Here is a 25,448-nt window from a genome sequence, read left to right as displayed (position 1 = left end):
CCCGCACAGCTCGACATCCAGGAGGGAACCACCCATGGCAGTGGTCTGCGTCGACGCGGGCACGACCATGATCAAGGCGGTCGGCTACGACGGCACCGGCAAGGAGGCGGTGGTCGCGCGTCAGCCGGTGCCGCTGGACCGGCCCCGCCCCGGGTGGGCCGAGCAGGACATGCACCTGGCCTGGGACAGCGTCGCCGCGACGGTCGGCCAGGTCGTGCGGCGGCTGGACGAGCCGGTCGACCTGATCAGCCTGACCGCGCAGGGCGACGGGCTGTGGCTGGTGGACGGCGCGGGCGAGCCGACCGGCCCGGCGATCCTGTGGAACGACGGGCGCGCGGCCGACGTCGTCCGCGAGTGGGATGCGGCGGGCGTGGCCCGGGAGGCGTTCCGGCTGAACGGTTCGATGCCGTTCCCCGGCCTGCCGAGCGCGATCCTCACGTGGCTCGCCGCCAACGAGCCCGCGCGTGTGGAACGTTCGGCGGCCGCGCTCACCTGCGGCGGATGGATCTTCTCGCGGCTGACCGGGCGGGTCGCCGTCGACAGCTCCGACGCGTCCGCGCCGTTCACCGACATCCGCGCCCGCGCCTACTCCGACGAGCTGCTCGCGCTGTACGGGCTGCCCTGGGCCCGGCGCCTGCTCCCGCCCGTCGTCCCCGACGACCAGCGGACGGGCGAGCTGACCAAGCAGGCCGCCGCCCGCCTGGGCGTTCCCGCCGGAACCCCGGTCGTGATGGCCCCGTACGACATCGCCTCGACCTCGATCGGCTGCGGAACGGTCAGCCCCGGCCACGCGTGCAGCGTCCTCGGAACGACCCTGTGCACGCAGGCCGTGACCGAGGGCGTGTCCACCGACGGCGAGCCCACCGGGTTCACGATCGCGCTCGGCCTGCCGGGCCGCTACCTGCGCGCGTTCCCCACGCTCGCGGGCGGCGACGTCATCCAGTGGGCGTGCGACCTGCTCGGGATGTCGCATCCGGCCGAGGTCGCCGAGCTCGCCACCCAGGCGCGTCCCGGCGCGGGCGGCCTGGTCTTCCTGCCCTACCTGTCTCCCGCCGGTGAACGGGCACCCTTCCTGGACCCCCTGGTCAGAGGCGGCTTCATCGGCCTCTCGTTCGAGCATCGCCGCGAGGACATCGCGCAGGCCGTCCTCGAAGGACTGAGCCTGGTGATCCGCGACTGCCTGACCGCCACGCAGGCGCAGCCGACCGAGCTGCGCATCTGCGGCGGCGGCTCGTCCAGCACGGTCTGGGCGCAGCTGATCGCCGACGTCACCGGGCTGCCCGTGCTGCGTTCGGCCGACGCCGAGCCCGGCGCGCGCGGCGCGTTCCTGGTCGGCCTCGCGCAGACCGGCCGCGTCGAACGCGTCGAGGACGCCGTCGCCTCGTACGTGACCATGCAGGACACGTTCGAGCCCGACACCGCGCACACCGCTTTCTACGATGGACTGTTCGCCGACGTTCAGGTGCTGAGGAACGACATCCGCGAGCAGGGCCCACGGCTGGCAGCGCTCCGGGACCGTTCCAAGGAGGTCGGGGGCGCGTGACGTACACATCGGGGGACGTATGGCTCGGCATCGACCTGGGAACGCAGAGCGTGCGCGCCCTCGCGGTGACCGACGACGGTCACATCGTCGGCGCGGGCACGCACCGGCTCACCAGCAGGCGTGACCAGGCCCGCCACGAGCAAGACCCAGAAGAGTGGTGGCGCGCGGTCAGCAAAGCCTGCGCGACAGCGCTCACCGACGTACCCAAGGACGCCGTGCAGGGCGTCGCCGTGGACGGAACCTCCGGCACGGTCCTGCTCATCGACTCCGCAGGCCAGCCCCTCACACCCGGCCTCATGTACGACGACGGCCGCGCCGCCGCAGAGGCCGAACGGGTCAACGAGGCCGGCGAGGCCGTCTGGTCCAAGCTCGGCTACGGCCGGATGCAGGCGGTCTGGGCGCTCCCCAAGCTGCTCTGGCTCCTGCGCCGCCGGCCCACCCTCGTACGCGGCGCGCGCCTGGCGATGCAGACCGACTTCATCAACCGGCGCCTGGTCGGCCACGACGTCGCCACCGACCTGAGCACGGCGCTGAAGACCGGCGCCGACCTCATCACCGAGGACTGGCCGCACGAGGTCATGTCGGCCCTCGGCGTCCCGGGCGGCCTCCTCCCGCCGCTCGTACGGTCCGGCGCGCCACTTGGAAACGTTTCCAACGACGCGGCCGAGGCGACCGGGATCCCGGCCGGCACGCCGGTCTACGCCGGGATGACCGACGGCTGCGCCGCGCAGCTCGGCGCCGGCGTGGTCGACGCGGGCAGCTGGAACTCCGTCCTCGGCACGACGCTCGTCCTCAAGGGCGTCACGCGCGACCTCCTGCACGACCCGCAGGGCGCGGTCTACTCCCACAAGGCGCCCAACGGCACCTGGCTCCCGGGCGGCGCCTCGTCCACCGGCGCCGGGGCCGTCGCCCGCGACTTCGGCGACCGGGACCTGGCTGCGCTGGAGAACGAGGCGCGCCGCTACGCGGACACCGGCGTGATCGCCTACCCGCTCGTCTCCGACGGGGAACGCTTCCCGTTCGTCGCCCCGCAGGCCCGCCCGTTCGTCCTCGGCACCCCGCGCGACGACGCCGAACGCTACGCGGCGGTCCTGCAAGGCGTCGCGTTCATCGAACGGCTCGCCTACGACCACCTCGACCTGCTCGGCGCACCGCTGGGCGGGCGGATCGTGCTGACCGGCGGCGGCACCAAGAGCGCCTCCTGGAACCAGCTGCGCGCCGACGTCCTCGGCCGCCCGCTCGACATCCCCGAGAACGCCGAGCCTGCCCTGGGCATGGCGGTCCTCGCGGCCGCTTCCGGTCTCGACCCGGGCGAGGCCGCCGCGCGGATGGTCAGAGTCAGGGAGACCGTCGAGCCGGGCGCCACGCTCGGTGCCGCCGGTTCCGCTCATGACGATGCCTACCTGCGGTTGGTCGGGGAGCTGGAGAGCCGAGGCTGGCTGCCGCCCGCGACCGCCGCCCACGTTCGGAAGAGGACCACTGGATGACCCGCCTCGTACTGGCTCGCCACGGCGAGTCCGAGTGGCACAAGGAGAACCGCTACGCCGGCGTCAGCGACGTGGCGCTCACCTCGCGCGGCATCGCGCAGGCCCGGCAGCTCGCCGCCTGGGCGGCGCGCGCCGACCTCGCCGCCGTGTGGTCGTCCCAGCTCAGCCGCGCCCGCCTCACCGGTGAGATCTGTGCCAAGGAGGCCGGCGTCGAGCATCACGTGGACGCGCGGCTGCGCGAGCTGGACTTCGGTGCTGTCGAGGGTCTCACCACCCGCGAGATGAACCCGAAGGTCCTCGCCGCGTTCCGCCGCGACCCGGTGCGCGACCACTTCCCGGGCGGCGAGGACCCGGCCGAGGCGGTGGAACGCTTCACCGACTGCCTGCGCCACATCGGCGACCTGCACCCCGACGGCCGCGTCCTGGTCGTCGCGCACACGACCGCCATCAGGCTCGCGCTCTGCCACCTCATGGGCGTGCCGCTCAGCGAGTACCGGCGGCTCTTCCCGAACCTGCGCAACTGCGCCATCACCGAGATCCAGCTCCAGCCCGGCCACGTCTCGGTCCTGGAGTTCAACACGCCCGTCGACCGGCTCTGCCCGGAGCCGCTGGAGACCACATGACGTGCTCATTGTCGCGGCTCCGCCGCTCCGGGGCATGGCGCGTCGACGCCTTGTCTTCCCTCGTCAGTCGTTCCTCCCTCCTCAGTCCAGACAAGGCGGCACCATGACCGAGCCCGTCCGCGCCGAGCCCGTCCGCGTCCTCGTCGCCGGCGACCACTTCGTCCGGAACGACCTCCTCATCGCGGCCCTGAACAGAGAGGTCGCCGGACGGCCGGGCCTCGACGTGCCGCTGGAGTTCACCGAGCTGACGCTGCCGTGGCCGGTCACCCCGTTCGGCCCGGTCGGCGAGGTGGTCGAGGCGTCCGGCGACGAGGCCACCATGATCGAGGCGCTGGACGGCGTGGACATCTGCCTGACGGAGATGGCGCCGCTCACCCGCAAGATCCTGGAGGCGGCGCCGCGGCTGCGGCTGTTCGGCGTCGGCCGCGGCGGCCCGGTGAACGCCAACCTGGAGGCCGCGACCGAGCACGGCGTGCTGGTGACGTTCGCGCCGGGCCGGAACGCGACGGCCACCGCCGAGCACACCCTCGGCATGATGCTGGCCGCCGTACGCCGCATTCCCGCGACGCACGCCGACCTGGCCGCGGGCCGCTGGCGCGGCGACTACTACCGCTACGACCAGGTCGGTCCGGAGATCGAGGGCGGCACGGTCGGGCTGGTCGGCTACGGCGCGATCGGCCGCAAGGTGGCGCGGATGCTGGAGGGCTTCGGCGCCGAGGTCCTGGTGTACGACCCGTACGTCGACCATCTCGACGGCAACGCCACGCTCGTTCCGCTGGACGAACTGCTCCGGCGTTCGTCGATCGTCACCCTGCACGCCCGTGCGACCCCCGAGACCAAGGGGCTGATCGGCGCCGAGCAGATCGCGGCGATGCCGGACGGCGCCGTGCTGGTCAACTGCGCGCGCGGCGCGCTGGTCGACTACGACGCGGTGTGCGACGCGCTCGACTCGGGTCACCTGTTCGCGGCCGCGTTCGACGTCTTCCCCGAGGAGCCCATCCCCGCAGGCTCCCGGCTCCTCACCACGCCCGGGATCGTGATGACCCCGCACCTGGCCGGCGCGAGCAAGCAGACCGCCCACAAGGCCGCCGCGATCCTCGCCGCCGACGTGCGCCGCCATCTCGAGGGCGAGGCACTCGCACACTGCGCCAACCCGGAGGCGGCCGGAAGTCAGGCGGCCGAAAGTCAGGCCGCCGGAAGTCAGGCCGCCGGAAGTTAGGCAGGACTTACCTCGCAAAACGCGACACCTGGCGATGCCCTAACACGCTTGTCTCGATTCCGCCAGACCATCATCGCTGGTGATGTCGCGTGGGGTGCTCGCGGACCCCTAAACGCTGTGGTCAGGGTCACAGCTCGGCCTGGCTGTTATGTATGTCACAGTGCAAGGCTGGTGGCGTAGGGTCGCTTCGCTGGAAGCGCACACGCGGCGTCACGGTCCGCACCTGACACGGTCGGCACCGGCGACGCCGGTCATCCCCGTCTGCGCCCGGCCGTGGCGCGAACGGCCAAGTGGTTCACGGCGGGATGAGTGCGCTCGACCGTGGTACGGGGACCCGATGACCCGAGCTCAGGAGAGCGATCGATGAGCACTGTGGAGGCGCCGACCAAATCGCGCGCCCAGATCAAGGAACGTACGCTCCGCAAGGACAACTGGCGCCTGTATCCGATCACGACCTTCGTGATCTTCACGGCGTGGGTGGTCTACGCGACGATCCGGGCGTTCTGGGGGGCCGCCTTCTTCGTCCCGCAGTATCACTACCTCACGCCGTTCTACTCGCCCTGCCTGAACGACATCTGCAACAACGTGACGGTCGACGGGCACACGGGCGACGCGGCGGAGTTCGGTACGTTCCTGCCGGCGGCGACCCGGGGATGGATCCCGTTCGCGGCGCTCTCCCTGCCGTTCCTGCTGCTGTTCCGCCTCACCTGCTACTACTACCGGAAGGCCTACTACCGGGCGTTCTGGGCGTCGCCGCAGGCCTGCGGGGTCCGCGAGCCGCACGGCAAGTACACCGGCGAGCGCCGCTTCCCGCTCATCGGGCAGAACCTGCACCGCTACTTCTGGATCGCCGCGTTCCTCATCTCCCTGATCAACACCTGGGACGCGATCCGCGCCTTCCACGGCGAGGACGGCGGCTTCGGCATCGGCCTCGGCACGATCATCCTGTGGGCGAACGTGGTGCTGCTGTGGATCTACACGCTGTCGTGCCACTCGTGCCGCCACATCGTCGGCGGCCGGCTGAAGAACTTCTCCAAGCACCCGGTGCGCTACTGGATGTGGGGCGTGGTCTCCAAGCTGAACCAGAAGCACGGCACGTACGCGCTGATCACCCTGGGCTCGCTGGTGGTCGCCGACCTGTACGTGGCGCTGGTGGCCAGCTCCACCATCTCCGACCTGCGCATCATCAACTAGGGGTCCCTGGATCATGACTGAGATCGAAAGGCATTCGTACGACGTCGTCGTGATCGGCGCCGGCGGTGCCGGCCTGCGCGCGGCCATCGAGGCCCGCATGCAGGGCAAGAAGACCGCGATCATCTCCAAGTCGCTGTTCGGCAAGGCCCACACGGTGATGGCCGAGGGCGGCGCCGCGGCCGCCATGGGGAACGTCAACCCCAACGACAACTGGCAGGTCCACTTCCGCGACACCATGCGCGGCGGCAAGTTCCTCAACAGCTGGCGGATGGCCGAGCTGCACGCCAAGGAGGCGCCGGACCGCGTCTGGGAGCTGGAGGCCTGGGGTGCGCTCTTCGACCGCACCAAGGAAGGCAAGATCAGCCAGCGCAACTTCGGCGGTCACGAGTACCCGCGCCTGGCGCACGTCGGCGACCGTACGGGCCTGGAGCTGATCCGCACCGCCCAGCAGAAGATCGTCTCGCTGCAGCAGGAGGACCACGCCGAGCACGGCGACTACGACGCCCGCCTGAAGGTGTGGGCCGAGACGACCGTCACCCGGCTGCTGCTGGACGGCGACGGCGCGATCTCCGGCGTGTTCGCCTACGTCCGCGAGACCGGCAAGTTCGTCGTCTTCGAGGCCCCGGCGGTCGTGCTGGCGACCGGCGGCATCGGCAAGGCCTTCAAGGTGACCTCCAACTCCTGGGAGTACACCGGCGACGGCCACTCGCTCGCGCTGCTGGCGGGCGCCTCGCTGCTCAACATGGAGTTCGTCCAGTTCCACCCGACCGGCATGGTCTGGCCGCCGTCGGTCAAGGGCATCCTGGTCACCGAGTCGGTGCGCGGCGACCGCGGGATCCTGAAGAACTCCGACGACAAGCGCTTCATGTTCGACTACATCCCGGACGTCTTCAAGGCGCAGTACGCCACCACCGAGGAGGAGGCGGACCGCTGGTACGACGACCCGGACCACAACAAGCGCCCGCCGGAGCTGCTGCCGCGTGACGAGGTCGCCCGCGCGATCAACTCCGAGGTGAAGGCGGGCCGCGGCTCGCCCGCCGGCGGCGTCTTCCTCACCGTCGTCGGCCGGATGCCCGGCGGCGCCGAGGAGATCAAGCGGCGGCTGCCCGCGATGCACCACCAGTTCATGGAGCTGGCCGACGTCGACATCACCAAGGAGGCCATGGAGGTCGGCCCGACCTGCCACTACGTGATGGGCGGCGTCGAGGTCGACCCCGACACCGGGGCGGCCCTGGTGCCCGGCCTGTTCGCGGCCGGCGAGTGCTCGGGCGGCATGCACGGCTCCAACCGCCTCGGCGGCAACTCGCTCACCGACCTGCTGGTGTTCGGCCGCCGCGCCGGGCTCGGCGCCTCGGAGTACATCGACGGGCTCGGCGACGCGCGGCCCGCGATCCCCGAGGAGGAGATCGAGGCGGCGACGACCGAGGCGCTCGCCCCGTTCGAGCGCAAGGGCGGCGAGAACCCCTACGCCGTGCACGCCGAGCTGCAGACCACGATGAACGAGCTGGTCGGCATCATCCGCCGCGAGGGCGAGCTGGAGCAGGCGCTCGAGGCGCTCGACAAGCTGCGCGAGCGGGTCGCCAACGTCAGCGTCGAGCCGGTCGCGGTGAACGACGGCCGCGGCTACCACCCCGGCTGGCACCTCGCGCTCGACCTGCGCAACATGCTCCTCGTGTCGGAGTGCGTCGCCAAGGCCGCGCTGGAGCGGCAGGAGAGCCGCGGCGGCCACACCCGCGAGGACTACCCGAAGGCCGACCCCGAGTGGCGCAAGGTCAACCTCGTGCTGCGCCTCACCGGCGAGGGCGCCGACGCCCGCGTCGAGCTGAAGCACCAGCCCATGGAGCCGATGCGCGAGGACCTCATCACCCTGTTCGAGAACGACGAGCTGAAGAAGTACCTCACGGACGAGGAGCTGCCCAAGTGAGCTACGAGGCGAAGTTCAAAGTCTGGCGAGGCGACGACGGCGACGGCGAGCTCGTCGACTACGACGTCGAGGTGAACGAGGGCGAGGTCGTCCTCGACATCATCCACCGGCTGCAGGCGACGCAGGCCCCCGACCTGGCGGTCCGGTGGAACTGCAAGGCCGGCAAGTGCGGGTCCTGTTCGGCCGAGGTGAACGGCATGCCGCGGCTGATGTGCATGACGCGGATGTCGACGTTCGAGCCGGAGGAGACCATCACGGTCACGCCGGTCCGCACGTTCCCCGTCATCCGCGACCTGGTCACCGACGTCTCGTTCAACTACGAGAAGGCGCGGCAGATCCCCGCGTTCGACGGCGGCGACACCAAGCCGGGCGAGTTCCGGATGATGCAGGAGGACGTCGAGCGCTCGCAGGAGTTCCGCAAGTGCATCGAGTGCTTCCTGTGCAACAACGTCTGCCACGTGATCCGTGACCACGAGGAGAACAAGCCCGAGTTCGCCGGGCCGCGCTTCCTCATGCGGATCGCCGAGCTGGAGATGCACCCGGCGGACGTGAAGGACCGCCGGAACATCGCCCAGGAGGACCACGGCCTCGGCTTCTGCAACATCACCAAGTGCTGCACCGAGGTCTGCCCCGAGCACATCAAGATCACCGACAACGCGCTCATCCCGATGAAGGAGCGCGTCGCGGGCAAGAAGTACGACCCGATCGTGTGGCTCGGCTCCAAGCTCGGCATCGTGAAGAAGGGGCAGGACACCCCGTCCGCCTGACGCCGCCATAGCGCTTTAGGGGCACGTACGCCGAAAGGCTGCGTGCCCCTTTCGCGTACACGGGTCTTTTGTGTACGCGGACGAGTGCGCCCAATTACGTGCGGTGGTGGACGTTCGCAGAACCTGTGGGTACGCCGACGGGCGGCGTGCCCCCGTCACCGCCGCCCGTCTTTGCCGCCGTTCCCCGAACGCCGTAGTGGCGCGGGCGGCCCCCGCGGCCGCCAGCGCCGCGATCTACCATCACCCCGCGCCGCGATGATGAAAAGGCATTAGTACACAGAACGCGTGACGCATTCGTAATTCCCAGGGGACTCGCGCTCCGGGCGCAGGCATCTAGCGTTGTTCATATGACCGTCCTGGAACCCGGCTCCTTCCTCGCCGACCTCACTCCGGACGAACGCACCGAACTGGAGCGGCGGGGCCGGATCCGCGACTTCGGCCGCGGAGAGATCCTGTTCAGCGAGGGGGAGACCACCAACTGGGTCGCGGTTCTGCTGAAGGGCCGGGTCAAGGCGTTCTCCTACCGCGAGCACGGCGGCGAGGCGCTGCTGGCCGTACGCGGGCCTGGCTCGCTGCTCGGTGAGGTGGCCGCGATCGATGGTCTGCCCAGGTCGGCGACCGTCGCGACGCTGGAGCCCGCGCAGGCGCTCGCGCTCACGGCGGACGAGTTCATGGGGTTCCTGCGCGCGCACGGCCGGGTCTCCATCCTGATCATGCAGACGCTGTGCCAGCGGTGGCGGGACGCCGACCGCAAGCGGATCGAGTTCGGGATGTTCGACGCGACCGGCCGGGTGGCGCAGCGCCTGGTCGAACTGGCCGAACGGTTCGGCGTTCCGCACGAGCGCGAGAGCGTCCGCATCACGCTCAACCTGTCGCAGGAGGAGCTGGCGGGCTGGGTCGGCGCGTCCCGGGAGGCGGTCAGCAAGGCGCTGCGAACGTTGCGCGCGCACGGCTGGATCGAGACCGGCCGCCGCAGCGTCATCGTGCACGATCTGCAGGCGCTCCGCCGCCACGCGAGGTAAGGACCGACCCGGCATCGGGAGTGCGCTGGCGATAGCCGTACGCTATTACGGGGGCTGGGGGCTAGTCATTGGGGGTGGAACACAGCGTGCAGCTGCAACAGCTCGCGTACTTCGTCGCCGTCGCCGAGGTACGGCACTTCACCCAGGCGGCGGAGATCCTGCACGTCGCGCAGCCCTCGCTGTCCAAGCAGATCCGCGCGCTGGAGACCGAGCTCGGCGCGTCGCTGTTCAGCCGTGCGCGCGGCAACATCACGCTCACCCCGGCCGGCGAGGCGCTGCTGCCGCTCGCCAAGCGGATCCTGGCGGACGTCGACACCGCGCGCCTGGAGGTCCAGGAGCTGGCAGGCCTGCGGCGCGGCCGGGTACGGCTCGGTGCCACACCGTCGCTGTGCGCCGGGCTGCTCGCGGACGTGCTGCGCCGCTTCCACGACAGCTACCCGGGAGTTCAGCTGATCGTCGAGGAGGGCGGCTCGCGTGACCTGGTCCGCGAGCTGACCCGCGGCTCGATCGACCTGGCGCTGGTGATCCTGCCGCTGGTCGGCGACCCGCCGCTGGACACCACCCCGATCCTGCGCGAGCACCTGGTGGTCGCGTCCCCGGCGGGCGGCTCGGGCATCCCGCGCCGCTCCTACCTGCGAATCGAGGACCTGCGCAACCGGCCGCTGGTGATGTTCCGTTCCGGGTATGACCTGCGCGAGGCCACCATCAACGCCTGCCGCGCCGCCGGGTTCGAGCCGCGGTTCGCGGTCGAGGGCGGCGAGATGGACGCCGTGCTGCGGTTCGTCGAGGCGGGTCTCGGGATCGCGGTCGTACCGTCGATGGTCCTGGCCGGACGCCCCGCCCTGCGCGGCACGGAGCTGGTCGTGTCGGACGAGGCGCACCGCAGCCAGCCCGGCCCCGGGCTGCTGCGGACCATCGCGCTGGCCCACCGCAAGGACGTCGCCCTCACCCACGCCGCCCGCGCGTTCCAGGAGACCCTGGAGACCTTCCTGGTCGAGGTGGGCCTGGCCGGCAGCCTCCCGGCAGGCGTGGAAACCCTGGTCACCGCACGTTAGAAGCACCGCACGTCAGAAGCACCGCACGTTAAAGGCCCCGGCCGGGGGTGTGGGCGGCGGAGCGGGACCCCGGCCGGGGCTGGGAAGCGCGGGCGGGCCCCGCTCGCGCCTCGGCGGAAGCGCCACGAGACCCCACCCGCGCGGGACACATCGCCGATCTTGCTCTCAGCGCCCTTTCGGGGGGCCGCAAAGGGCGCTGAGAGCAAGATCGGCGCGGTTAGGGGGTCGCGAGCGCCTCCGTGGGGGCCAGGCGGGCGGCTCGCACCGCCGGATACAGGCCGGCGATCGCGCCGATGAACAGGGTCGCGACCACGCCACCGGCCATCGCCCATGGCGGTACCACGGTGGGCCAGCCCTGGCTGAGGGCATAGATCGCCGTCACCACGATGCCGAGACCCACCCCGCCTATCCCGCCGAGCGCGGCCAGCAGCTGCGACTCGGTGAGGAACTGCAGCCGGATCTGCCCCCGCGTGGCGCCGAGCGAGCGGCGCAGGCCGATCTCCGCGCGGCGTTCCAGCACCGAGATGACCATCGTGTTGGCCACGCCGACGCCGCCGACCAGCAGCGCCACGCCGCCGAGGCCGAGCAGCAGGCCGGTGAACGCCTTGTCGGTCGCCTGCTCGGCGGCGAGCGCGTCCGACGGGCGGCTCACCTCGATCTCGTTCGGCGACTCGGGGTTGGCGGTGGCGGCCAGCAGCTCCCGTACGGCCTCGACCTGGTCCTTCTTCGCCCGCGTGTAGATGGTCGTCGGGTGCCCGTCGAAGCCGAGGCGCGTCTGCGCGACGTCCCAGCCGACGAGCGCCGCCGAGTCCAGCTCGGGCGCGAGCGCGTTGGACTCCAGGATCCCGACCACGGTGAACCACTGCCCGCCGAGCCAGATCTGCTGGTTCGGGGTGGCGACGCCGAGGCGTTCGGCCGCCGCCGAACCGAGCACGACGGCCGGGTAGCGGCTGGTCCCGGCGTTCAGCCAGGTGCCGTCCGCCATGGTCAGGCCGATCGTCTGCGGCAGGTCGAGCCTGGCCGCCTGAACGGAGATCCCGCCCGTCTCGCCATCGGGGATGTGGTCGTTCCGGTAGACCTTGGCGTCGATCGAGCCGGTCCCCGACCCCGACAGCACGCCGGGCATCCGGGCGATCATGCCGACCGACTCCTTGGGCATCTCGACGTCGTCGCCGAAGAAGTCCTTGCCGGGCGCCACGGTCAGCAGGTTCGTGCCGAGCCGGTCCAGCGTCGCCTGCAACTGGGCGCGGCTTGAGGTCGAGATGCCGACCACGCCGATCATGGCCGCGATCCCGATCGCGATGCCGAGCGCGGACAGGAAGACCCGCAGCGGTCGGGCCCGCAGCCCGGCGGCGCCGACCCGCAGCACGTCGCGCGGCCCGAGCCTGGCCGGCACGTCCTCCGGCCCGCTGGGAACGGCGGCGGCAGGCCGTGCGGCCAGGGCGGCCTCGGGGCCGCTCTTGTGCTTGCCCCGGCGCATCATTGGACGGTTCATCGGGCGGCCTCCGCGACCGGCGCGCGCTCGTCCCGGACGATGCGGCCGTCGTGCAGCTGGATCTGACGGGGGAGCAGGGCGGCGATGTCCCGGTCGTGCGTGATCAGCAGGACCGTGGTGCCGGCCCGCGCCAGCTCCCTGAGCAGGTCGATCACCCCGGCGCCGGTGACCGAGTCCAGCGCGCCGGTCGGCTCGTCGGCCAGCAGCATGGCGGGCTCGCCGACCACCGCGCGGGCGATCGCCACGCGCTGCTTCTCGCCGCCCGACAGCTGGTGCGGGCGGTGGTCCAGGCGGTGGCCGAGGCCGACGCGTTCCAGCGCGCGGCGGGCCCGGCGGCGGCGCTCGGCCGGTGGTACGCCGCCGTACAGCAACCCGTCGGCGACGTTGTCGATCGCGCTGACGCCGCTCGCCAGGTGGAACTGCTGGAAGACGAACCCGATCCGGCGGCCGCGCAGCGCCGACAGGCGGCGGTCCGACAGCCGGGACACGTCGCGCCCCTCCACCAGGACGGTGCCCGTGCTCGGACGGTCGAGCGTCCCGAGCAGGTGCAGCATGGTCGACTTGCCGGAGCCGGACGGGCCCACGATCGCGACCAGCTCGCCCGGTTCGATCGCCAGCGACACCGTGTCGAGCGCGGTGACGTCCCCGGGATAGGTCTTGGAGACCTCCCGGAGCTCGACGACCGGTGTCATTTGGGCACCCCCACCGACATGCCCTCGCGCAGGCCGTCCCCCGAGACCTCGACCTGGCCGCCGGTGAACGCGCCGGTCTCGACCTTGACCGTGCGGACCGTGCCGTTCTCCACCACCTGGACGCCGTAGCCGCCGCCCGCCTGCGCGACCAGCGCGCCGATCGGCACGGCCAGCACGTCGGCGTGCCGGCTGCTGGTGAAGTGGACCTCCACCGGCGCCTTGTCGTAGTTGCCGAGCGAGCGCTGGCGGCGGACCGCGACCGTGACGTCGATCGTGGTCGGGTTGTCGCCCTGGCCCTCCTTGGCCACCTTGCCGACCTTGGTGATGGTGCCCTTGGTGGTGCTCTCGTCGGGCAGCACGATCTCGACATCGCGGCCCTTCTTGACCAGCCGCTGGTACTTCACGTCCAGCGGCACGGTCACCACGCGGGTCGTCCCGGTGTAGGTGAGGACCGGCCCGCCCACCTTGTCGCCGACGTTGGCCTTCCGGTCGCCGATCCGGATCTCCTCCGGCACGACCATCACCGCGCCGGGCTCGATCTTGCCGGTCTCGGTGACGCCGAGGTCGTCCTGCCAGCGCTTGACGGCGTCGGCGGTGGCCGAGCTGTAGGTCTTGTCGACCGTGAAGCCGCTGTAGCCGAGGGCCGCGAGGTTCTCCTCGAACTGCTCCACGTCGGTGCCCTTGGTGCCGGTGGACAGCGTCCGGTACAGCGGCAGCGACCCGTACACCAGCGGCACCGGATGGTTGTCGATCCGGTAGGCGGACTGGCCGCGGTGCAGCACCGCGCCGGGCGAGGCCAGCCAGGTGATCGTCCCGTGGCCGGCGCCGGTCGCGGTGCTCGTGCCGCCGTAGGCGATCGTGCCGTCGACCGACTTGGTCTCCACCAGCGTCGTCCGCTCGACCTTGGCGGTCGCGGGCGGCAGCGAGCTGTGCGTCGCGGCAGGCTCGTTCCCGCCGCCGAGACCGGCGGTCGCGAGGCCCGCGCCGCCGACCACGGCCACCCCGACGGCGCTCAGGACCGCGGCGCGCGTCCTGTTCATCCCCCGCTCCGGCTGGTGCTCACGCCGCCGCCACCCTTGGGGTCGTACTTGGCGCAGGCCTTCTGGGCGGCCTTGAACGTCGAGCTCTCGGGATCGACGTCACCGCCGCCGTCGGAGTTGGTCTGCGGGCCGCCCCCGGCGCTCCCGCGCTTGGTCATCTTGATCCCGCCGCCGTTCGGGTCGGGGTCGGGCATGTTCACGCCGTGCTCGCGCATGCACTTGGCCATGTTGCGCATCTGGGCGAGTTCCTGGGCGTTGAGCTTCTTGGGCTTGCCGCCGTTCGGCTGGAGGTGCTTGCACTTGTCCTCGGCGGCCTTCATCTTGGCGTCCATGTCCGCGGGAGGCGGCCCGCCCTTCGCGGGGCCATTCATCTTCATCCTGATGTTGCCGTTGGCGTCGACCTCGGGGTCGGGCATGTTGATTCCGTTGTCGCGCATGCACTTGGCGTACTGGCGCATCTTGTCGGCGTCACTCGCCGCCTTGGCCGTGGCACTGCCCGTCGCGCCGTTCTTCCCGTTGCCGCAGGCCCCCAGGCCCAGCGCGAGCGCCGGCACCAGCGCCAGCACCGCGAAGCTTTGTCGTCGCATCGCTCGATCTCCTCGTCTTTCCGCCGAGGCGTTTCCTGGCGGCGACGTGAATTCCAGTACGCGGCCGATAACCCAGGCGTAACCAGTTCTCGTTATGCCGGCGTTACGCCCGTTCCCGCAGGCTGTGGTGCACACAGCAGGGGAGACGGAAAGTGCGCATATTGATAGCCGAGGACGAGCGGATGATGGCCGACTCGCTCGCCGAAGGCCTCCGGGCGGAGGCCCTGGCCGTGGACGTGGTCTACGACGGGGACGCCGCCCTCGAGCACCTGGGCGTCAACGACTACGACGTGCTGGTCCTGGACCGCGACCTGCCCGTCGTCCACGGCGACGACGTCTGCCGCGCCGTGGTCGACTCCGGCTCCCACGTACGCGTCCTGATGCTGACCGCCTCCGTCGCCGTCCCCGCCCGCGTCGAGGGCTTCCGGATCGGCGCCGACGACTACCTGACCAAGCCGTTCGCCTTCGAAGAGCTGGTGGCCCGCATCCACGCCCTCGGCCGCCGCGCCCGCCCCGCCGACCCCCCGACCCTCGAACGCGCCGGAATCCGACTCGACCCGGCCCGCCGCGAGGTCTACCGCGACGGCCAGTACCTCCAGCTGGCCCGCAAGGAGTTCGGCCTGCTGGCCGAGCTCATGCGCGCCAACGGAACCGTCGTCTCCGCCGAAAGGCTGCTGGAAAAGGTCTGGGACGAGCACACCGACCCGTTCACCAACACCGTCCGCGTCACCATGATGAAGCTCCGCCGCAAGCTCGGTGACCCCCCAGTCATCGAGACCGTCCCAGGAGTGGGGTACCGGCTGCCATGACCATGACGTTTTCTGAGCGGCTTCGGCCGACCATCCGCGTGCGGCTCACGTTGTTGTACGGGGGGCTTTTCCTGGCGGCGGGGGTGTTGCTGCTGGTGCTGACGTATCTGCTGGCCAAGAACAGCCTTCCCGAGCCTGGAGTCAAGGCCTTCAACGGGAACGCCATCCAGCAGGACGGAAAGGCCGTTCAGGGTGAGGTCACCACGCAGGACCAGGTCGTTCCGCCCCCGACTGACGTCGCGGGGCAGCAGGTGTTCATGAAGCGGATCGGCCAGGACACCCAGAAGGAGACGCTTGATGCCCTGCTGACGCAGGGGGGCATCGCGCTGGGGCTGGTGGGGGCGGTGGCGCTCGGGCTGGGGTGGCTGCTGGCTGATAGGGCGCTGCGGCCCATGCACCAGATCACCGAGACCGCGAGACGGGTCGCCTACAGCCATGACCTGGGTGAACGGATCGCCTATGTGGGGCCGCGCGATGACGTGAAGGAGCTGGCCGACACCTTCGACACGATGCTGGAACGGCTCGCGCGGTCGTTCGACGGGCAGCGGCGGTTCGTGGCGAACGCGTCGCATGAGCTGCGGACGCCGTTGGCGATCAACCGGACGCTCGTGGACGTGGCGCTGCGGCGGCCGGACGCGACCGAGGACGTCAGGCGGCTCGGGGAGTCGCTGCTGGTGGTGAACGGGCGGCACGAGCGGCTCATCGACGGGCTGCTCACGCTGGCGGCGGGGGAGAACGCGGTGGTCGACGTGGTGCCGCTGGACCTGTCCGAGGTCGCCGAGCACGTGCTCGACCAGGCCGGAGTCGAGGCCGCGGGGCACGGCATCGTCGACTACCGGCGGCTCGATCAGGCGCCGATCTCGGGTGATCCGGTGCTGGTGGAACGGCTCGTTCAGAACCTTGTGGAGAACGCGATCCGGCACAACCACGAGGGCGGAGAGGTCTGGGTCTCGACCACGCGGCATGAAGGGCTCGTCGAGTTGGTCGTCGCGAATACGGGACCGGTGGTTCCGGCTTATGACGTGGAGACGATCTTTGAGCCGTTCCGGCGGCTGGGGACCGAACGGGTGCGGTCGGATCGCGGGTCGGGGCTGGGTTTGTCGATCGTCCGGGCCATCGCCAGTGCGCATGGCGGTGTCGTGAACGCCTCGCCTCGGCCGGATGGGGGCCTAAGCGTGGTGGTCAACCTGCCTACGGCGCCGATCCCGCTCGTTGATCCGTGGCAGGCCCGCCGGCTCGGCCCCCCTCAGCCGGCGGGCCCGCCACGGGTCAACTCAGAGAAGCCACGGGTCAACTCATAGAAAGAGGCCTCGCCCGGGACACGGGGGTCCGGGCGAGGCCTCTTCGGAAGCGGTTACTTCTTCTTGCCGCCTACGGTGGCCTTCAGGTAGTCGCCGTTCAGGCGGCCGATGAAGTCCAGCGAGATGCCCTTCGGGCAGGCCGCGGTGCACTCGCCGGTGTTGGTGCAGCCACCGAAGCCGGCCTCGTCGTGCGCCTCCATCATGTCGACGACGCGGTCCCAGCGTTCCGGCTGGCCCTGCGGCATCAGGCCGAGGTGGCTCACCTTGGCGCCGAGGAACAGCGACGCCGAGCCGTTCGGGCAGGCCGCGACGCACGCGCCGCAGCCGATGCACTCGGCGGCCTCGAAGGCCTTGTCGGCGTCGGGCTTCGGCACGGGCGTCGAGTGCGCCTCGGGGGCGGTGCCGGTCGGGGCGGTGATATAGCCGCCGGCCTTGATGATGTCGTCGAACGCCGACCGGTCCACGACCAGGTCCTTGACGACCGGGAAGGCCTTGGCCCGCCACGGCTCGACGTCGATGACCTCGCCGTCGGAGAACTTGCGCATGTGCAGCTGGCAGGTCGTGGTCATCTTCTCGGGCCCGTGCGGGGTGCCGTTGATGACCAGCGAGCACATGCCGCAGATGCCCTCGCGGCAGTCGTGGTCGAACGCGACCGGCTCCTCGCCCTTGGCGATGAGCTCCTCGTTCAGGACGTCCAGCATCTCCAGGAACGACGCGTCGGGGGAGATGTCGTCGACCGGGTACTCGACCATTTTGCCCTTGTCCTGCGGACCGTTCTGGCGCCAGACGCGCAGTGTCAGTTTCATTACTTGTACGACCTCTGGCTCGGGTGGACGTATTCGAACTCCAGGGCCTCCTTGTGGAGGACGGGCTGCTCGTCCTCACCGGCCCATTCCCAGGCGGCGACGTAGGAGAAGTTGTCGTCGTCGCGCTTGGCCTCGCCGTCCTCGTCCTGGCTCTCGGCGCGGAAGTGGCCGCCGCAGGACTCGGTGCGGTGCAGGGCGTCGATCACCATGAGCTCGCCCAGCTCGAGGAAGTCGGCGACGCGGCCGGCCTTCTCCAGCTGCTGGTTCAGCTCCTCGCCCTTGCCGGTGACCTTGACGCGCTCCCAGAACTCCTTGCGGAGCGCGGGGATCAGCTCCAGGGCCTTGCGCAGGCCCTCCTCGGAGCGCTCCATGCCGCAGTACTCCCACATGATGTGGCCGAGCTCGCGGTGGAAGGAGTCGACGGTGCGGTCGCCGTCGATCGCCAGCAGCCTCTTGATCTGGTCGTTCACGCGTTCCTCGGCCTCGGCGACCGGCTGCTCGCCGACCGCGTCGAGGGCGTTGGAGGCGATGTAGTTGCCGATCGTGGCGGGGAGGACGAAGTAGCCGTCGGCCAGGCCCTGCATCAGCGCGGACGCGCCGAGCCGGTTGGCGCCGTGGTCGGAGAAGTTGGCCTCGCCGATCACGAACAGGCCGGGGATGGACGACTCCAGGTCGTAGTCCACCCACAGGCCGCCCATCGTGTAGTGGACGGCGGGGTAGATGCGCATCGGCATGTCGTAGGGGTTCTCGCCGGTGATGCGCTCGTACATCTCGAAGAGGTTGCCGTACTTGGCCTCGACGGCCTTGCGGCCCAGGCGCTCGATGGCGTCGGCGAAGTCGAGGTAGACGCCGAGGCCGCCGGGGCCGACGCCGCGGCCCTCGTCGCACACGTTCTTGGCGGCGCGGGAGGCGATGTCGCGGGGGACCAGGTTGCCGAACGAGGGGTAGATGCGCTCGAGGTAGTAGTCGCGCTCGTCCTCGGGGATGTCACCGGGCTTGCGGGTGTCGCCGCCCTTCTTGGGCACCCACACCCGGCCGTCGTTGCGCAGCGACTCCGACATCAGGGTCAGTTTGGACTGGTGGTCGCCGCTGACCGGGATGCAGGTCGGGTGGATCTGGGTGTAGCAGGGGTTGCCGAAGTAGGCACCGTGCTTGTGGGCCCGCCAGGACGCCGTGACGTTGGAGCCCATGGCGTTGGTGGACAGGAAGTAGACGTTCCCGTAGCCGCCGGAGGCCAGCACGACCGCGTCGGCGGTGTAGCTCTTCACCTCGCCGGTGATCAGGTTGCGGACGACGACGCCGCGCGCCCGGCCGTCCTCCATGATCAGGTCGAGCATCTCGTGGCGCGGGTAGAGCTCGACGTTGCCGGCGTCGACCTGGCGCATCAGGGCCTGGTAGGCGCCGAGCAGGAGCTGCTGGCCCGTCTGGCCGCGGGCGTAGAACGTTCGGGAGACCTGCGTTCCGCCGAACGAGCGGTTGTCCAGCAGGCCGCCGTACTCGCGGGCGAACGGGACGCCCTGCGCGACGCACTGGTCGATGATCTGCGTGGAGATCTCGGCGAGGCGGTGCACGTTCGACTCGCGGGCGCGGAAGTCGCCGCCCTTGACCGTGTCGTAGAACAGACGGTGCACGCTGTCGCCGTCGTTGCGGTAGTTCTTGGCGGCGTTGATGCCGCCCTGCGCGGCGATCGAGTGCGCCCGGCGCGGGCTGTCCTGGAAGCAGAACTGCTGGACGTGGTAGCCCGCCTCGCCGAGCGTGGCGCCCGCGGAGCCGCCGGCGAGGCCCGTGCCGATGATGATGATCTTCTTCTTGCGGCGGTTGGCCGGGTTGACCAGCTTGGCCGTGAACTTGCGGTCGGTCCAGCGGTCCTCGACCGGCCCGGCGGGGGCCTTGGCGTCGGAGATCGGCTGCCCGGACTTGTAGAAGCCGTCGTCGGTCATGTTCAGCTCACCAACCCAAAGGTGATGGACAGCGGCACGGACACGAAGCCGAGCGTCACCAGCCCGGCGACGCCGGCGGCGAGGGCGCGCAGCGCCTTGTTGCTGCGCGGGCTGCGCAGGCCGAGGGTTTGGAACGCGCTCCAGATGCCGTGGTTCAGGTGCAGGCCGACCAGCAGGATCGCCACGACGTAGAACAGCGTGATGAACCAGCGGGACGGGTCGAAGTCGGCCACCATCCGGTCGTAGGGGGTCGCGCCCGAGCCCTTCGGGTTCACCACGAAGAACGTCAGGTCCAGCAGGTGCCAGACGATGTAGACCGCGATGATGACGCCGCCGTAGCGCATCGTGTGGACGGCGTAGCCCTGCGCGTGGCTCTTCTTCTTCGACTGGTACTTGACCGGGCGGGCGGCCGAGGCCCGCCGGGCCAGCGAGATCGCCGACCACATGTGCAGCACGACCGCGACGACCAGCACGACCTCGAGGATCGTCAGCACGGTGCGGTAGGGCACCGCGGGCTCGCCCATCGTGCGCAGCCAGTGCGCGTAGTGGTTGAAGTCGTCCTCGCCCAGGAAGATCTTCAGGTTCCCGATCATGTGAAGGACCAGGAAGCCCACCATGATGCTGCCGCTGACGGCCATGACGGCCTTCTTGCCGACGGTCGATCGATAGATCGCAGGTATCGCTATAGCCACAGGCGAACGTTAAGTCCGCGTCCGGCGAGAGATCCAAGTCATCGCGGCTGTCGTTTCGATAGCCACAGGCTATGAACCGTGCAGCGCGGGCTTTAGGGCGTTTTTAACCTTCGTGCGAAGGTGAGGGACCTCACAGGACCTGCGGGAACTACAGCGTGTAGTACTTGTTCGCCGTCTCACCCACGCGCGAGCGCGCTACCTGAGCGGGGAACGAGCCGAAGGCGAGGTTCCCCGCGAAGATCGCGAAGCGATGTCGCGCTCGCCCTTTCGCGGTTCGCCGCCGAGCCGCTAGGCGAGGTGGTGAGACCGGGAAAGAAGCAGTACAGCGAGGTCGTCGGTGAGCGCCCCGCCGTTCAGCTCCTCGACATCGGTCACCAGCGCGTCGATCAGCGCCCGGCCGCTGGCGCCTCGTTCGCGCGCCTTGCGGGCCAGCCGGACCAGCCCGTCGGTGCCCAGGCGGGCCGAGCCCTCGCCGATGCGCCCCTCGATGAGGCCGTCGGTGTAGAGCATCAGCGCCCAGGACTCGCCGAGGTCGATCTCGGTGGTCGGCCACTCGGCGCCCGGCACCAGGCCGAGGGCCGGTCCGTGCGCGTACTCCGGCAGCGCCATGACCTCACGGCCGCCCTCACCGTCGCCGCGGAACAGCAGCGGCGCGGGGTGTCCGGCCAGGTGCATCCGGGCGGTACGGCCGGACGGCGCGATCGTGATCATGCACAGCGTGGTGAAGATCTCCTCGCTGCGCCGTTCGTGCCCGAGAACGGTGTCCAGCGTGCCCAGCAGCTGCTCGCCGCCGTGCCCGGCCAGCACCAGTGTCCGCCAGGCCATCCGCAGCTGCACGCCGAGCGCGGCCTCGTCGGGGCCGTGCCCGCAGACGTCGCCGATCATCAGGTGCACCGCGCCGCCCTCGGTCTGCACGGTGTCGTAGAAGTCGCCGCCGAGCAGGGCCCGGCGCCGGCCGGGCCGGTAGCGGGTGTCGTGCCGCAGGGACGGGTCGTCGATCAGTGGAACGGGCAGCAGGCCGCGCTCCAGGCGGGCGTTCTCGCGGCCCATCATGCGGGCCTCGACCAGCCGCCGCTCGGTCTCCTCCGAGCGCTTGCGCTCGATCGAGTAGCGGATGGCACGTGCCAGCAGCGGGCCGTCCACCTGCTGCTTGACCAGGTAGTCCTCGGCGCCGGCGGCCACCGCCCGGGTGCCGAGGTGAACGTCGTCGATGCCGGTCAGAACCACCACGGCGGCTTGGCCGGACAGCTGCAGGACCTGGCGCAGGCCCTCGATCCGCTCGAGGTCGGGGGCGGACAGGTCGAAGATGATGCACTGCGTGCGGCGGGTCAGCTTCTCGCGTGCGGTGTCCAGGCCGTCCGCCACCGAGATCCGTGCGTCCAGCCCGCTCCCGGCGAGCATCTGCTCGACCAGGAAGACATCGGCCGCGTCGTGGCCGATGAGGAGCAGGTCGACCCGCTCCTCAGCGCCCGCGTGGGCAGGATATGCGCGCTGACTGATAGTGCTCACAAGAAAAGTCCGGACTGTCGGCGAGGGATGGCGGCGGCGGCCCATGACAAGGGCCGCATCGGGCAGCGGCATCTGCCTAGCCGCCGGTGTCCCGGATGGGAGCGGAGAAGAACGTCACTCCGTGATACCTCGACCTTAGCGTCTCTGATCGTTATCGCGCATCCCCGGAGTCCGTAATGGCGGTTATGTCCGCATGCGTTCCTTGCGGTGATCAGGCCTCCCGGCCGGAAAATCATTCGAGATTCGCTCCGCGTGATGCTTACCCTCCGGCGTGTGAAATCGTTGCCGGTCCAAGATCCCGGGACCCCGGACCATCGATCGCCGGCACGCTACCTGATCTGGCTGACCCGGACCCAGGCACGCTCCGTGGCCGCAGGCGCCACGCTCGGTGTGATCTGGATGCTCAGCCAGGCCCTCATGCCCGGCGTGATAGGCCGCGCCATCGATGAGGGGGTGGCTGCCAAGGACGCCTCGGCGCTCGCCCTGTGGGCGGGCGTCCTGCTCGTGCTGGGCGCCTTCCAGGCCACCAGCGGCGTGATCAGGCACCGCTTCTCGGTCTTCAACTGGCTCGCCGCCGCCTACCGCACCGTCCAGGTCGTGATCCGCCAGTCGACTCGCCTCGGCGCCACATTGCCGAAGCGACTCAGCGCCGGAGAAGTCGTCAGCGTGGGCATTTCGGACGTCGCCCACATCGGCGAGGGCATGGACATCCTGGGCCGCGGCTCGGGCGCGGTGGTCGCGATCATCGTCGTCTCGGCGATCCTGCTCACCACCTCGCCGCCGCTCGGCCTGGTCGTGCTGATCGGCGTCCCGGTGATCCTGGCGATCGCCGCCCCGATGCTGCGGCCGCTGCGCGAGCGCGAGACCCGCCACCGCGAGCTGGTCGGCGAGCTGAACGGCCGCGCCACCGACCTGGTCGCGGGCCTGCGCGTGCTGCGCGGCATCGGCGGCGAGAGCCTGTACGCGGGCCGCTACCGGGCGGAGTCGCAGCGGGTGCGCGCGGCGGGCGTCCACGAGGCGCACGCCGAGTCACGGCTCAGCGGCGCCGAGGTGCTGCTGCCGGGCCTGCTGGTCGCGCTGGTCACCTGGATGGGCGCCCACTTCGCCGTGGACGGCAAGATCACGCCCGGGCAGCTGGTCTCGTTCTACGGGTACGCGGTCTTCCTGATCGAGCCGCTCCGCACGGTCGGGGAGGCCGCGGGCAAGCTCACCAAGGCCCACGTCGCGGCCGGGCGGGTGTGCCGGCTGCTGGCCCTGGAGCCTGAGATCACCGGCACCGGCTCCCGGCGGCCCGACGGCGACGAGCTGGTCGATCATGCGTCCGGCCTGGTCGTACGGCCCGGACGGCTCACCGCCGTGGCCGCCGCCGACCCGCGCGACGCCCAGGCGATCGCCGACCGGCTGGGCCGCTACGCCGACGCCGACGTGACGTTCGGCGGCGTTCCGCTGAGCGAGGTCGAGGGCGTCCGCGACCGGATCCTGGTCGCGGTCAACGAGGACCGCCTCTTCTCCGGCCCGCTCCGCGAGTCGCTGGGAGGAGGATCTCTTGGGCCCGGGGCTCTGGAGGCGGCGATTCAGGCGGCCTCGGCCGAGGACATCGTCGACGCGGTCGGGCTGGACGCCCACGTGGTCGAGGCCGGGCGCGAGTTCTCCGGCGGCCAGCAGCAGCGGCTGCGGCTGGTCCGGGCGCTGGCGGCGGGCCCCGACGTGCTGGTCCTGGTGGAGCCGACCAGCGCGGTCGACGCCCACACCGAGGCCCGCATCGCCGGCCGGCTCGGCGCCGCCCGCGCGGGCCGTACGACCGTGGTCTGCACGACCAGCCCGCTGGTCCTCGACCGGGCCGACCACGTGGTCTACGTCGAGGACGGAAGGGTGCTCGCCGAGGGCGCGCACCGCGAACTGCTGGACGACGAGCCGCGCTACGCGGCGACCGTGACGAGAGGGGAGGCAGTGACCACGTCATGAGCACCGAGATCCTGCCGGTCGCCTCGCCGGCGCAGGTGCGGGCGTACGCGCGGCGGCTGACGCTGCGCCACCCGCGGGCCCTGTTCGGGGCGCTGGCGCTGCACGCCCTGGCGGCCGTGGCCGGCCTGGTCACGCCGCGGCTGCTGGGCGACCTGGTCGAGGGCGTGCAGCGCGGCGACGCCCGCATCGACACCACGGGCCTGGCGATCGCCGGGTTCGTGATCGTGCAGGGCGTGCTGATCCGGTACGCCTACTACTACTCGGCGCGGCTCGGTGAGCGGGTGCTGGCCGAGCTGCGCGAGGAGTTCGTCGACCGGGTGCTGGCGCTGCCGCTGTCCCGGGTCGAACGGGCCGGGACGGGCGACCTGGTGACCCGTACGTCGCGGGACGTGGACGCGCTCGGCACCACCGTCCGCTACGCCGTTCCCGAGACGCTGATCGCCATCGTGACCGTCGCGTTCACCCTGGGCGCGCTGGTGCTGGTCGGACCGCTGGTCGCGGTGCCCTCCCTGGTGGCCGTCCCGGGGATCTGGCTGGTGATGCGCTGGTACCTGCCCCGCGCGCACGCCGGCTACCTGCGCGAGAGCGCCCGCTGGGCCGAGCTCACCGACGGGCTGGCCGAGACCGTGAACGGCGCCCGTACCGTCGAGGCGCTGCGGCTGTCGGACCGGCGGCACCGCCGCACCGACGGCGACATCGGGTCGTCCTACGAGGTCGAGCGCTACACGCTGGGCCTGCGCACGGTCCTCTACCCGGTGATCGAGATGAGCTACGTGCTGCCGGTGGCGGCGACGCTGCTGATCGGCGGGCTCCTCCACATCCACGGGATGGCCTCGCTGGCCCAGGTCACCGCCGCGACGCTGTACGTCCAGCAACTGGTCGGCCCGCTCGACATGCTGCTGAGCTGGCTCGACGAGCTGCAGCTGGGCGGCGCCTCGCTGGCGCGGCTGCTCGGCGTGGGCAACGTTCCCGAGGACAGAAGGCCGAACGGCCGCCGCCCCGACGGGGAACGGCTTTCGGTCCAGAAGGCCACGTACTCCTACCGCGAGGGCCACGACGTGCTGCACGGCGTGGATCTGGAACTGCGGCCGGGGGAGCGGCTGGCCATGGTCGGTCCGAGCGGCGCGGGCAAGTCAACGCTCGGCCGCCTGCTCGCGGGCATCGACGCCCCCCGTACGGGCTCGGTGACGGTTGGCAACGGCGACCAGGCCGGGCGCGTTCCGCTGGTGGAGCTGCCGCTGGACGAGCTGCGCGGCCACGTCGCGCTGGTCACCCAGGAGCACCACGTGTTCCGCGGCACGCTCCGCGACAACCTGGTGATGGCCCGCCCGGACGCGACCGACGACCAGGTCCGCGCGGCCCTGGACGCCGTCGAGTGGGACGGGCCAGGCCTGGACGCCGAGGTCGGCTCCGGCGGCGAGACCCTGTCGCCCGCGCAGGCGCAGCAGCTCGCGCTGGCCCGGCTGGTGCTCGCCGACCCGCACACCCTGGTCCTGGACGAGGCGACCTCGCTCCTGGACCCGCGGGCCGCCCGCCGCCTGGAGCGTTCGCTGGCGGCGGTGCTGGACGGCCGTACGGTCGTGGCGATCGCGCACCGCCTCCACACCGCCCACGACGCGGACCGCGTCGCGGTGGTGGAAGGCGGGCGCATCACCGAGCTCGGCACCCACGAGGAGCTCCTGGAGGCCGACGGCTCCTACGCCTCCCTCTGGCGCTCCTGGCAGTCCTGACCAACCCCGCCGATCTTGCTCTCAGCGCCCTTCTGGGGGCTGTGTAGG

At 71.0% G+C, this 25,448-nt stretch carries 21 protein-coding genes; 13 read left to right on the top strand and 8 right to left on the bottom strand.

Going from position 1 to position 25,448, the window contains the following annotated elements; translation table 11 throughout:
* Positions 1 to 34: 34 nt before the first annotated feature.
* The 9 genes from J4573_RS46515 (at position 35) to J4573_RS46475 (ending at position 10,834) form a co-directional block, all read left to right on the top strand.
* On the top strand, positions 35 to 1,543 hold the full coding sequence (locus tag J4573_RS46515; protein ID WP_208262832.1) for an FGGY-family carbohydrate kinase: 1,509 nt from the start codon (positions 35 to 37) through the stop codon (positions 1,541 to 1,543).
* On the top strand, positions 1,540 to 3,030 hold the full coding sequence (locus J4573_RS56485; protein ID WP_208262831.1) for an FGGY-family carbohydrate kinase: 1,491 nt from the start codon (positions 1,540 to 1,542) through the stop codon (positions 3,028 to 3,030). Before J4573_RS46515 ends, J4573_RS56485 begins: the two co-directional genes overlap by 4 nt.
* Positions 3,027 to 3,653 (top strand): histidine phosphatase family protein, encoded by a 627-nt coding sequence (locus J4573_RS46505; RefSeq protein WP_208262830.1) that lies wholly within the window; start codon positions 3,027 to 3,029, stop codon positions 3,651 to 3,653. The genes J4573_RS56485 and J4573_RS46505 overlap by 4 nt, the downstream gene beginning before the upstream one ends.
* A gap of 103 nt (positions 3,654 to 3,756) precedes the next feature.
* Positions 3,757 to 4,872, top strand: coding sequence for a 2-hydroxyacid dehydrogenase (locus J4573_RS46500; RefSeq protein WP_208262829.1), 1,116 nt, complete (start codon positions 3,757 to 3,759; stop codon positions 4,870 to 4,872).
* A 363-nt stretch (positions 4,873 to 5,235) separates the two neighbouring features.
* A complete protein-coding gene (gene sdhC / locus J4573_RS46495) occupies positions 5,236 to 6,066 on the top strand; it encodes a succinate dehydrogenase subunit SdhC (RefSeq protein ID WP_208262828.1) in 831 nt (276 codons plus the stop codon).
* 13 nt (positions 6,067 to 6,079) lie between these two features.
* Positions 6,080 to 7,990 (top strand): fumarate reductase/succinate dehydrogenase flavoprotein subunit, encoded by a 1,911-nt coding sequence (locus J4573_RS46490; RefSeq protein WP_208262827.1) that lies wholly within the window; start codon positions 6,080 to 6,082, stop codon positions 7,988 to 7,990.
* Positions 7,987 to 8,757 carry a succinate dehydrogenase/fumarate reductase iron-sulfur subunit gene (locus J4573_RS46485; protein WP_208262826.1) on the top strand — a complete coding sequence of 257 codons (771 nt, stop codon included), beginning with the start codon at positions 7,987 to 7,989 and terminating at the stop codon, positions 8,755 to 8,757. The genes J4573_RS46490 and J4573_RS46485 overlap by 4 nt, the downstream gene beginning before the upstream one ends.
* 347 nt (positions 8,758 to 9,104) lie before the next feature.
* Entirely contained in the window at positions 9,105 to 9,779 is a 675-nt protein-coding gene (locus J4573_RS46480) for a Crp/Fnr family transcriptional regulator (protein WP_208262825.1), read from the top strand.
* A gap of 86 nt (positions 9,780 to 9,865) precedes the next feature.
* Positions 9,866 to 10,834 (top strand): LysR family transcriptional regulator, encoded by a 969-nt coding sequence (locus tag J4573_RS46475; protein WP_208262824.1) that lies wholly within the window; start codon positions 9,866 to 9,868, stop codon positions 10,832 to 10,834.
* A gap of 217 nt (positions 10,835 to 11,051) precedes the next feature.
* Here the strand turns inward: J4573_RS46475 and J4573_RS46470 are convergent, their stop codons facing one another.
* Genes J4573_RS46470 through J4573_RS46455 form a run of 4 tightly spaced genes read right to left on the bottom strand, consistent with a single transcriptional unit; the run spans position 11,052 to position 14,648 of the window.
* Entirely contained in the window at positions 11,052 to 12,329 is a 1,278-nt protein-coding gene (locus tag J4573_RS46470; protein ID WP_243774685.1) for an ABC transporter permease, read from the bottom strand.
* A complete protein-coding gene (locus J4573_RS46465; RefSeq protein WP_208262823.1) occupies positions 12,326 to 13,021 on the bottom strand; it encodes an ABC transporter ATP-binding protein in 696 nt (231 codons plus the stop codon). The genes J4573_RS46470 and J4573_RS46465 overlap by 4 nt, the downstream gene beginning before the upstream one ends.
* Positions 13,018 to 14,061 carry a peptidoglycan-binding protein gene (locus J4573_RS46460; RefSeq protein ID WP_208262822.1) on the bottom strand — a complete coding sequence of 348 codons (1,044 nt, stop codon included), beginning with the start codon at positions 14,059 to 14,061 and terminating at the stop codon, positions 13,018 to 13,020. Before J4573_RS46460 ends, J4573_RS46465 begins: the two co-directional genes overlap by 4 nt.
* Positions 14,058 to 14,648 (bottom strand): hypothetical protein, encoded by a 591-nt coding sequence (locus J4573_RS46455; protein WP_208262821.1) that lies wholly within the window; start codon positions 14,646 to 14,648, stop codon positions 14,058 to 14,060. The genes J4573_RS46460 and J4573_RS46455 overlap by 4 nt, the downstream gene beginning before the upstream one ends.
* 152 nt (positions 14,649 to 14,800) lie before the next feature.
* Here J4573_RS46455 and J4573_RS46450 point away from each other — a divergent pair, with 152 nt between their 5' ends.
* Together J4573_RS46450 and J4573_RS46445 are read left to right on the top strand one after the other, a co-directional pair.
* Complete coding sequence (locus J4573_RS46450; protein WP_208262820.1) at positions 14,801 to 15,457, top strand: response regulator transcription factor; 657 nt, start codon at positions 14,801 to 14,803, stop codon at positions 15,455 to 15,457.
* Positions 15,454 to 16,758: a sensor histidine kinase gene (locus J4573_RS46445; RefSeq protein WP_208262819.1), complete on the top strand. Its 1,305-nt coding sequence runs from the start codon at positions 15,454 to 15,456 to the stop codon at positions 16,756 to 16,758. The genes J4573_RS46450 and J4573_RS46445 overlap by 4 nt, the downstream gene beginning before the upstream one ends.
* A gap of 53 nt (positions 16,759 to 16,811) precedes the next feature.
* Here the strand turns inward: J4573_RS46445 and J4573_RS46440 are convergent, their stop codons facing one another.
* From J4573_RS46440 to J4573_RS46425, 4 genes are all read right to left on the bottom strand, one after another.
* Entirely contained in the window at positions 16,812 to 17,564 is a 753-nt protein-coding gene (locus J4573_RS46440; protein ID WP_208262817.1) for a succinate dehydrogenase/fumarate reductase iron-sulfur subunit, read from the bottom strand.
* On the bottom strand, positions 17,564 to 19,504 hold the full coding sequence (locus J4573_RS46435; protein WP_208262815.1) for a fumarate reductase/succinate dehydrogenase flavoprotein subunit: 1,941 nt from the start codon (positions 19,502 to 19,504) through the stop codon (positions 17,564 to 17,566). The genes J4573_RS46440 and J4573_RS46435 overlap by 1 nt, the downstream gene beginning before the upstream one ends.
* 2 nt (positions 19,505 to 19,506) lie before the next feature.
* Positions 19,507 to 20,196 (bottom strand): succinate dehydrogenase cytochrome b subunit, encoded by a 690-nt coding sequence (locus J4573_RS46430; RefSeq protein ID WP_307797473.1) that lies wholly within the window; start codon positions 20,194 to 20,196, stop codon positions 19,507 to 19,509.
* Positions 20,197 to 20,484: 288 nt separating this feature from the next.
* On the bottom strand, positions 20,485 to 21,705 hold the full coding sequence (locus J4573_RS46425; RefSeq protein WP_307797472.1) for a PP2C family protein-serine/threonine phosphatase: 1,221 nt from the start codon (positions 21,703 to 21,705) through the stop codon (positions 20,485 to 20,487).
* Between the two features lie 273 nt (positions 21,706 to 21,978).
* On the opposite strand from J4573_RS46425, the gene J4573_RS46420 reads away from it, so the two are divergent.
* Together J4573_RS46420 and J4573_RS46415 are read left to right on the top strand one after the other, a co-directional pair.
* Positions 21,979 to 23,670, top strand: a complete 1,692-nt coding sequence (locus J4573_RS46420; RefSeq protein WP_307797470.1) for an ABC transporter ATP-binding protein — start codon at positions 21,979 to 21,981, stop codon at positions 23,668 to 23,670.
* Positions 23,667 to 25,400 (top strand): ABC transporter ATP-binding protein, encoded by a 1,734-nt coding sequence (locus J4573_RS46415; RefSeq protein ID WP_208262812.1) that lies wholly within the window; start codon positions 23,667 to 23,669, stop codon positions 25,398 to 25,400. Before J4573_RS46420 ends, J4573_RS46415 begins: the two co-directional genes overlap by 4 nt.
* The last annotated feature ends 48 nt before the right edge of the window (positions 25,401 to 25,448 follow it).

Source organism: Actinomadura barringtoniae (genome assembly GCF_017573505.1).
Taxonomy (GTDB): Bacteria; Actinomycetota; Actinomycetes; order Streptosporangiales; family Streptosporangiaceae; genus Spirillospora; species Spirillospora barringtoniae.
This window is presented reverse-complemented; position numbering and strand designations above follow the sequence as displayed.